Genomic DNA, 9,198 nt, shown 5'->3' on the forward strand with positions numbered 1-9,198 from the left:
ATTATCATTCATCGTATAAACTATTTATGAACATCACAGCTTCTAAGCTTTTGTACCACCTTAATAAACAGTCAAAATGTCAGTCTGATATGACTGGCATTTTTTTTGCACTTTACTTGCCAAACGATTTAAAATATAAACCTGAAACATAAATAATAATAGTATGCAAAAAGGAAATATTGGGGTAACTACCGAGAACATCTTCCCCGTTATCAAAAAGTTCTTGTACAGCGATCATGAAATCTTTCTCCGCGAGTTAATCTCTAATGCCGTAGACGCTACGCAGAAGTTGAAAACATTGGCGTCTATCGGCGAGTTCAAAGGTGAAGTTGGTGATTTAACCGTACATGTGTCTTTAGGAAAAGACACCATAACAGTTTCCGACCGCGGTATCGGTCTGACTGCCGAAGAAATCGACAAGTATATCAACCAAATCGCCTTCTCAGGAGCTAACGACTTCCTGGAGAAATACAAAGATGATGCAAATGCCATTATCGGCCATTTCGGTTTAGGTTTCTACTCCGCCTTTATGGTATCCAAGAAAGTGGAAATCATTACGAAATCACATAAAGAAGGTGCCCAGGCAGTGAAATGGAGCTGTGACGGAAGTCCTGAATTCACTATCGAAGACACCGACAAAGTTGATCGTGGTACGGATATCGTGCTTTATATCGACGATGAAAGCAAAGAATTCCTTGAAGAATCGCGTATCTCTTCTCTGTTGAAAAAATATTGTAGCTTCCTCCCCGTTCCCGTAGCCTTCGGAAAGAAGAAAGAATGGAAAGACGGCAAACAAGTAGAAACTGACGAAGATAATATCATCAATGACAGCAATCCGTTGTGGACACTGAAACCCAGCGATTTAAAGGATGAAGACTACAAGAAATTCTATCGTGACCTTTATCCGATGTCCGACGAACCGCTGTTCTGGATTCATCTGAATGTTGATTATCCGTTCCATCTGACCGGTATCCTCTACTTCCCGAAAGTAAAAAGCAATATTGAATTGAACAAGAACAAGATACAACTCTACAGTAATCAGGTTTATGTAACGGACTCTGTAGAAGGCATTGTTCCTGATTTCCTTACGTTATTGCATGGTGTGCTCGATTCTCCGGATATTCCGCTGAACGTATCCCGTTCCTATCTTCAGAGTGATGCCAACGTGAAGAAAATCTCCACTTACATTACGAAGAAAGTATCCGACCGCCTGCAATCCATTTTCAAAAACGACCGCAAACAGTTCGAAGAAAAGTGGAATGACCTGAAAATCTTTATCAACTACGGAATGCTCACTCAGGAAGATTTCTATGACAGAGCTAAAGATTTTGCCCTTTTCACCGATACCGACGGCAAATATTATACGTTTGATGAGTATCAGAAGCTCATAAAAGGCGACCAGACCGATAAGGATGGCAGTCTGATTTATCTTTATACTAACCACAAGGATGAACAATTCAGCTATATTGAAGCTGCTAAGAATAAAGGATATAGCGTACTGCTGATGGATGGCCAACTGGATATTGCCGTAGTAAGCATGCTGGAACAGAAGTTCGAAAAATCACGCTTTACCCGTGTGGACAGCGATATTATTGATAACCTGATTGTTAAAGAAGATAAGAAAGGCGAAGCCTTGGAAGCAGGTAAGCAAGAAGCGCTTTCCGCAGTCTTCAAGAGCCAGTTGCCTAAAATGGACAAGGTTGAATTCAATATCACTACAGAGGCTATGGGAGAAAACGCTTCTCCTGTGATGATTACTCAAAGCGAGTACATGCGCCGTATGAAAGAAATGGCTAATATCCAATCCGGTATGAGCTTCTATGGCGAGATGCCCGATATGTTCAACCTGGTACTGAATTCCGATCATAAACTGGTGAAAGAAGTTCTTGCCGACGAAGAAAAAGAATGTGATTCGGTTCTGGCGCCTATCCAACAGGAAATGACTGACGTTGACAAGCGTCGTAATAAACTGAAAGATAAGCAGAAGGATAAAAAAGATGAAGAAATTCCTACTGCGGAAAAAGACGAAGTGAACGAACTTGATAAGAAGTGGGATGAACTGAAAGCAAAGAAAAACGAAGTGTTTGCCGGATATGCGGTTAAGAATAAGGTTGTTCGCCAATTGATAGACCTGGCTTTATTGCAAAATGGAATGCTGAGAGGCGAAGCATTAAATAACTTTGTGAAAAGAAGCATCGAATTGATTTAAAAACGCCTTTTTATTCACCACCTATACCATCAAGAGGCTGTGTCAATAGTAAAACACAGCCTCTTTTTTCATATTATTTGCATAGCTATACTCGTTTTTTTCGTTGGATACGCTCAAATTCGAAACAATTGTATATATTTGAACCTTAAATATAAACGATAGTACTTAATTATATCATGTTTTTGGACTCTAACCTTTGGAGTATGAAAAGAATTCTTCTGATTTTGTCATTTTGTTTCCTGCTGTTACCCATGCTGCAAGCCCAGAAAGTAGGGCTTGTCCTGAGTGGTGGAGGTGCCAAAGGAATGACGCATATCGGCATCATCCGAGCCTTGGAAGAGAATAATATTCCTATAGATTATATCACCGGTACATCTATGGGGGCTATTATCGGTTCGCTTTATGCTATGGGATATTCTGCTGATGATATGGAAGCCTTGTTGCGTTCGGAAGATTTCAAACGTTGGTATTCCGGAAAAGTGGAATCTGAATATGCTTATTACTTCAAGCAGAATCTTCCTACACCGGAATTTTTCAATATCCGTTTTTCTTTTAAGGACTCTTTGAGTATTAAGCCACAGATATTACCCACCAGTGTGGTCAATCCCATTCAGATGAATCTGGTATTTGTAGAACTGTTTGCCCGCGCTACAGCCGCATGTGATGGTGACTTTGACAAACTGTTTGTCCCTTTCAGGTGCATAGCTTCCGATGTATATAATAAGAGGGAAATTGTTTTAAGGAAAGGCGATTTGGGTGATGCGGTACGCGCTTCGATGAGTTTCCCGTTTGTTTTTAAACCGATTGAAATAGATAGTGTACTGGCTTATGACGGAGGAATTTATAATAACTTCCCAACCGATGTGATGCGAAATGATTTCCATCCGGAGATTATCATCGGTAGTGTTGTTGCAGCCAATCCTTCCAAGCCTGACAAGAACAATCTTATGAGCCAGATTGAGAACATGGTAATGCAAAGGACGGATTACTCCATACCGGATTCTGCCGGAATTGTCATGACTTTCAAATATGACGACGTGAATTTGCTTGATTTTAACCGGCTTCAGGAACTTCATGACATAGGCTACAACCAGACTATCAGCATGATGGACTCCATAAAAGGCCGAATCCACCGTAGGGTGAATGCCGACAATGTACGTTTACGCCGTTTGATATACCGTAGTAGTTTGCCGCAACTTTATTTTCGGAATATCTACATTGAGGGTGCTAATCCACAGCAACAAGCCTATATCAGGAATGAATTTCGTGATGAAGAGGGCGAATCATTCACTTATGAAGATTTAAAAAGAGGATATTTCCGGTTGCTGGCGGACAACATGATTTCTGAAATTATGCCGCATGCCGTATTCAATAAGGAAGTAGGTATGTACGATTTGTATCTGAAAGTAAAGATGGAGGATAACTTTTCTATCCGTATAGGTGGCAATGTGTCTACGACAAGTTCCAATCAGATATATATAGGATTGGGATATCAAAACCTGAATTATTATTCCAAAGAACTCATGTTTGACAGTCAACTGGGTAAGATTTATAATAATGTCCAGCTTATGGGGCGTATAGATTTACCCACACATATTCCAACTTCTTACCGTTTCATCGCTTCTATCAGTACTTTTGATTATTATAGAAAAGACAAGTTGTTCTCCAAAAACGATAATCCTTCCTTTAACTCTAAGGACGAACGTTTTCTGAAATTGATTATCGCATTACCCTTTTTGGCGAATAAGCGGGCAGAATTTGGATTTGGCATAGGAAAGCTGGAAGATAATTATTTTCAGTCTAATGTGATAAACTTTGAAGAAGACCGTTCGGACAAAAGTATTTATAAACTTGTGGGAGGTTCTATCGGTTTCTATGGGAATACATTGAATGCACGCCAATATGCAACTAAAGGGTATGATGAAAGATTGATAGCCCAAATCTATACGGGGAAAGAACGTTATAAACCCGGAAATCCTGTTGCACAGGCTACTACGCAAGGACGTGGCCAATCATGGTTGCAGATATCTTATATGAAAGAAGCATACCATCGTATGGCTAATAAATTTGTACTTGGGTGGATGGCCGAAGCATTGTATTCATCGAAGAATTTTTCGGGGAACTATACAGCAACTATGATGCAAGCAGGAGAGTTTTCACCAACTCCTCATAGTAAACTGATGTATAATGAAGCATTTCGTGCCAATCAATTTATAGCTACCGGCATCAAACCTATTTTTATACTTAGTGATATGTTTCATGTACGGGGAGAATTCTTTGGCTTTATGCCAATCTTTCCGATACAAAAGGGTGCGCAGAACAAGGCGTTTTATGGAAAAGCATTTTCCGAAGTCAGATATATGGGAGAAATGTCAATTATATGTCAATTACCGTTTGGCGCCATCTCTGCGTATGTAAATCATTATAGCCTGCCGAAGAGAGAGTGGAATGTGGGGTTGAGCATCGGCTGGCAACTGTTTAATTACCGTTTTATTGAGTAGTTCTCTTGTTGCGTCGAGTAATTCTCTTTTAAAATCTCCTTAAAAAGTTTGCGCTTCGTTTGTTAGTTCGGAAAAAGTCCGTATCTTTGCACCCGTTAAATAAAAAGGCCGCGTAGCTCAACTGAATAGAGTAGCTGACTACGGATCAGCCGGTTACAGGTTTGAATCCTGTCGCGGTCACTCTTTTTGATTAACAAGGTCGCGTAGCTCAACTGAATAGAGTAGCTGACTACGGATCAGCCGGTTACAGGTTTGAATCCTGTCGCGATCACGGAAGGCTCTGCAAGGTTTTGCAGAGCCTTTTTGTATAAGGAGAACACAACTTTTTCTCCTTCCGGAAGAATCTGATCATTGTCTGATAGTATTTGATTAATTACGGGTCAGCGGATTATTACTATGTAGTAGTTTAGACGCTATATGTAGTAAATTCAAATAGTATTTGAATTTTCACTAAACATCCTACGAAGCAATATAATTCATCCCACGAGACGAAAAAAATCATCCCACGAGACGAAAAAATCCGTCTCACGAGGCAAAAAAAATCGTCCCATGAGACGAATATTTTTATCTCATGGGACGAATATATGAAGTTTTACTGTTTCAGCACTTGATATTAAGCTCATTCAGAATCTTCCGCATGGCTTCAAAAGTCGTAATACGGGTTGGAACCAACGGAAGGCGAAGTTTATTCTCAATCATTCCCATTACATTCAATATCGCTTTTACACCAGCCGGATTACCGTCTACGAAAAGAAGTTTGAATAGCTCGGCAAACTTGTGATGAATTGTGAGCGCATTAGCATAATCTCCCTGAAGCGCCAGGCGCACCATGCGGCTAAATTCGCGTGGAAAAGCATTACCTATAACTGATATAATGCCAACAGCCCCCAAGGTAATCAAAGGAAACGTAATTCCATCATCACCCGAAATGACGTCGAAATTAGCGGGTTTATTCTTAATAATGTCATCCATCTGGGTGATATCACCGGAGGCTTCTTTGATAGCAATTATATTTTTGAAGTCACAGGCTATACGCAAAGTGGTTTCAGCTTTCATGTTTACCCCGGTACGTCCCGGAACATTATATAATACAATTGGAAGTTCCGTAGCTTCGGCAATAGCTTTATAATGTTGATAAATTCCTTCTTGAGATGGCTTATTATAGTACGGAACAACCGACAAGATGGCATCTACTCCGGTAAAATCGTCGTTTTTAAGAGTATCTACAATAGCACGGGTATTATTTCCTCCAACGCCGAGTAAAATAGGTATTTTACCATTTACACGTTCGATGACCATATTTTTGATTTTCTTTTTTTCATCTTCCATAAGCGTGGGAGTCTCCGCAGTGGTTCCCAACACACATAAGAAATCGGTATTGTTTTGAAGTTGATAATCCACCAAACGCATCAATGCATCATAATCAACGCTTTCATCCTCTTTAAATGGAGTAATCAGCGCTACCCCCATTCCTTTCAATTTAGTTTGTATCATGAGTGAAATTTAATAATCTCTAATTAACTGACTCGCAAAAGTACGAATATTTTCGATTTCTATAGCAAATATAATATAGAAAAAAGATTTCCCTGGAAAAATGCTACATAATGAGCGCTAAAAACTCATCTTCGTTCATAATCTGTACACCTAATTTTTGAGCTTTCTCTAATTTTGCCGGTCCCATGTTCTCTCCTGCCAGGATAAAACTGGTTTTAGCGGAAATACTGCCAACGTTTTTCCCTCCGTTCTTCTCTATCAAATCTTTATATTCGTCTCTGGAGTGATGTGTGAATACACCGCTGATAACAATGGACTGCCCATTAAGTTTGTCTGTATAACCGCTCAAGTCTTCTTCTTTCCGGTTGAGTTGCAGTCCCGCAACTTTCAAGCGCTCTATTAACTCTCTGTTCAAAGGGTTTGAGAAGTACGAAATAATGCTTTGCGCTATTTTTTCTCCGATTTCATCGATATTTATCAATCTCTCAAGGTCTGCATTTTCCAGTTCTTCTATATCGGTGAAGGACTTGGCTATTTTCTTTGCAACCGTTTCACCGACAAAACGAATGCCCAAGGCAAACAATACCCTTTCAAAAGGTACTTCTTTACTCTGCGCGATACCCTTGATGATATTTTCGGCAGATTTTTCTCCCATGCGATCCAGATTCTTAATATCGTCTGTGGTTAACTGATATAAGCCTGATGTATCTTTAATCAACCCTAACCGATAGAACATATCTACTGTTTCCGGCCCCAAACCATCAATATTCATGGCTTTACGGCTGATGAAGTGTTCTATTTTTCCTTTTATCTGGGGCGGACATGCTGTTTCGTTCGGGCAATAGTGTGCGGCTTCTCCTTCATAGCGTGTTAATTTGCTGCCACATTCAGGACAATGCGTGATGAATTTCACCTTTTCACCGATCATCATGCCTCGGGCATTGGTATCCACACCGGTAATCTTAGGTATGATTTCACCGCCCTTTTCTACATAAACCATGTCTCCGACGTGTAAATCCAACCCTTCAATAATATCTGCATTATGCAAAGAAGCACGTTTCACGATTGTTCCGGAGAGTTGTACCGGATCCAGATTAGCAACCGGTGTCACCGCTCCGGTTCGTCCCACCTGATAAGTAACTTTGTTCAAACGGGTCAATGCACGCTCCGCCTGAAACTTGTATGCAATAGCCCAACGAGGAGATTTTGCGGTGAATCCGAGGTTTTTCTGCTGTTTCAGACTGTTGACTTTCAATACGATACCATCTGTAGCTACAGGCAGATTTTTGCGTTCGGTATCCCAATAGTGAATATAGTCGAATATATCTTGCAGGCTTTGGCACTTCTTCATGTACTTCGTCGCAATCTTGAACCCCCACTGTGTGGCTTTCTGTAGATTTTCATAATGACCTTCGCAAGGCAACTCTTCACCTAACAAATAATAGAGGTATGCATCCAGTTTCCGGGAAGCTACGATTGCTGAATTCTGTAACTTTAAAGTTCCCGAAGCAGCATTGCGTGGATTCGCAAAAAGCTGTTCTTCGCGAGCTTCTTTTTCACGGTTTAGTTCTTCAAAGACAATCCAGGGCATCAGTATTTCACCTCTGATTTCAAATAATTGAGGATAATCACCGCTTAAGACAAGCGGAATAGTACGGATTGTCTTCACATTATCTGTCACATCATCACCTTTTTCACCGTCGCCACGGGTTACAGCCCGCAATAGTTTACCGTTTTCATAAGTCAATGAAATGGAAGTACCGTCGTATTTCAGTTCCGCACAAACTTCAAATTCTTCATTCAGAGCCTTCTTCACGCGCTCGTAAAAGTCTGCCACTTCGCCCTCTGAGTATGTATTGCCCAATGAAAGCATGGGATATTTATGAGGTACCTGAATGAAGTTCTTATTCAGGTCACTTCCTACGCGCATTGTCGGAGAACTATCATCTTGATATTCAGGATGCTCTTGCTCCAAGTTTTGCAATTCACGCATCATATCATCAAATTCTCTGTCGGAAATTTCAGGGACGTTCAACACATAGTAATTATAGTTATGCCGATGTAGTTCAGCACGGAGTTGATCTATTTTTTCTTTTATGCCCATAGCTATTTCAGATTGTTTGAACGCAAAAATACAGGTTTCTCCTCTAATATTTGTACTTTTGCAGAAAATTATAATTCAGATGCGCATTGATATCATAACAGTTTTGCCGGAAATGATTGAAGGTTTTTTCAATTGCTCCATTATGAAACGTGCTCAAACTAAAGGGCTTGTAGAAATATATACCCATAACTTACGCGATTATACCGAAGACAAATACCGTCGGGTAGACGATTATCCATTTGGCGGCTTTGCCGGAATGGTGATGAAAATAGAACCTATAGAACGTTGCATTAATGCCTTGAAGGCGGAACGTGATTACGATGAAGTCATTTTTACTACTCCGGATGGTGAACAGTTCAACCAACCAATGGCTAACACATTGTCCCTTGCACAAAATCTTATTATTCTTTGCGGCCATTTTAAAGGTATCGATTATCGTATCCGGGAGCATTTCATTACTAAAGAAATCAGTATTGGAGATTATGTGCTGACGGGCGGGGAGTTAGCGGCAGCCGTGATGACGGATGCTATTGTCCGCATTATCCCGGGAGTAATTTCTGATGAGCAATCGGCATTATCCGATTCATTTCAGGATAATCTTTTAGCGGCACCTGTCTATACCCGGCCTGCTGATTATAAAGGATGGAAGGTTCCGGAAATTTTATTGTCCGGGCATGAAGCCAGGATAAAGGAATGGGAGTTGCAGCAGTCTTTGGAACGGACAAGAAAACTTCGCCCGGATTTGCTTGAAGAAGAATAAAGGCGTTGTATAAATATAGAAAAAGAGGCTGTGTTAAAAGTAAAGACACTATCAAAAAGATATTCTTCATCCGCAGATTCGGTTTTAAATAATGCAGGTTAAGAAGCAATTCTTTAGACGCGGATAACGC

Annotated in this window: 5 protein-coding genes and 2 tRNA genes; 5 read left to right on the forward strand and 2 right to left on the reverse strand. The window is 40.4% G+C overall.

All coding sequences use genetic code 11. The annotated features are described in order from the left end of the window. Nucleotides 1-163: 163 nt before the first annotated feature. The 4 genes from htpG (at nt 164) to B2Z67_RS04885 (ending at nt 4,981) form a co-directional block, all read left to right on the forward strand. Nucleotides 164-2,209 carry a molecular chaperone HtpG gene (htpG, locus tag B2Z67_RS04870; protein ID WP_291528692.1) on the forward strand — a complete coding sequence of 682 codons (2,046 nt, stop codon included), beginning with the start codon at nt 164-166 and terminating at the stop codon, nt 2,207-2,209. Between the two features lie 203 nt (nt 2,210-2,412). Then, entirely contained in the window at nt 2,413-4,710 is a 2,298-nt protein-coding gene (locus tag B2Z67_RS04875) for a patatin-like phospholipase family protein (RefSeq protein WP_291528693.1), read from the forward strand. Nucleotides 4,711-4,816: 106 nt separating this feature from the next. Continuing rightward, nucleotides 4,817-4,890: transfer RNA gene (locus B2Z67_RS04880), tRNA-Arg, on the forward strand. Between the two features lie 17 nt (nt 4,891-4,907). Next, nucleotides 4,908-4,981: transfer RNA gene (locus B2Z67_RS04885), tRNA-Arg, on the forward strand. Between the two features lie 329 nt (nt 4,982-5,310). Here the strand turns inward: B2Z67_RS04885 and dapA are convergent. Beyond that, the gene (gene dapA, locus B2Z67_RS04890) at nt 5,311-6,204 is read right to left on the reverse strand and encodes a 4-hydroxy-tetrahydrodipicolinate synthase (protein WP_291528694.1); all 894 of its coding nucleotides are present in this window, start codon (nt 6,202-6,204) and stop codon (nt 5,311-5,313) included. 103 nt (nt 6,205-6,307) lie between these two features. Then, a complete protein-coding gene (gene ligA / locus B2Z67_RS04895) occupies nt 6,308-8,308 on the reverse strand; it encodes an NAD-dependent DNA ligase LigA (protein WP_291528695.1) in 2,001 nt (666 codons plus the stop codon). 79 nt (nt 8,309-8,387) lie between these two features. On the opposite strand from ligA, the gene trmD reads away from it, so the two are divergent. After that, on the forward strand, nt 8,388-9,068 hold the full coding sequence (trmD, locus tag B2Z67_RS04900) for a tRNA (guanosine(37)-N1)-methyltransferase TrmD (RefSeq protein ID WP_291528699.1): 681 nt from the start codon (nt 8,388-8,390) through the stop codon (nt 9,066-9,068). The last annotated feature ends 130 nt before the right edge of the window (nt 9,069-9,198 follow it).

This window comes from Bacteroides sp. UBA939, from assembly GCF_002293435.1.
Taxonomy (GTDB): Bacteria; Bacteroidota; Bacteroidia; order Bacteroidales; family Bacteroidaceae; genus Bacteroides.

Bases quoted from the DNA above. Each gene is read 5' to 3' on its own strand.
- htpG (WP_291528692.1), top strand. From the start codon at position 164: ATGCAAAAAGGAAATATTGGGGTAACTACCGAGAACATCTTCCCCGTT.
- B2Z67_RS04875 (WP_291528693.1), top strand. From the start codon at position 2,413: ATGAAAAGAATTCTTCTGATTTTGTCATTTTGTTTCCTGCTGTTACCC.
- dapA (WP_291528694.1), bottom strand. From the start codon at position 6,204: ATGATACAAACTAAATTGAAAGGAATGGGGGTAGCGCTGATTACTCCA.
- ligA (WP_291528695.1), bottom strand. From the start codon at position 8,308: ATGGGCATAAAAGAAAAAATAGATCAACTCCGTGCTGAACTACATCGG.
- trmD (WP_291528699.1), top strand. From the start codon at position 8,388: ATGCGCATTGATATCATAACAGTTTTGCCGGAAATGATTGAAGGTTTT.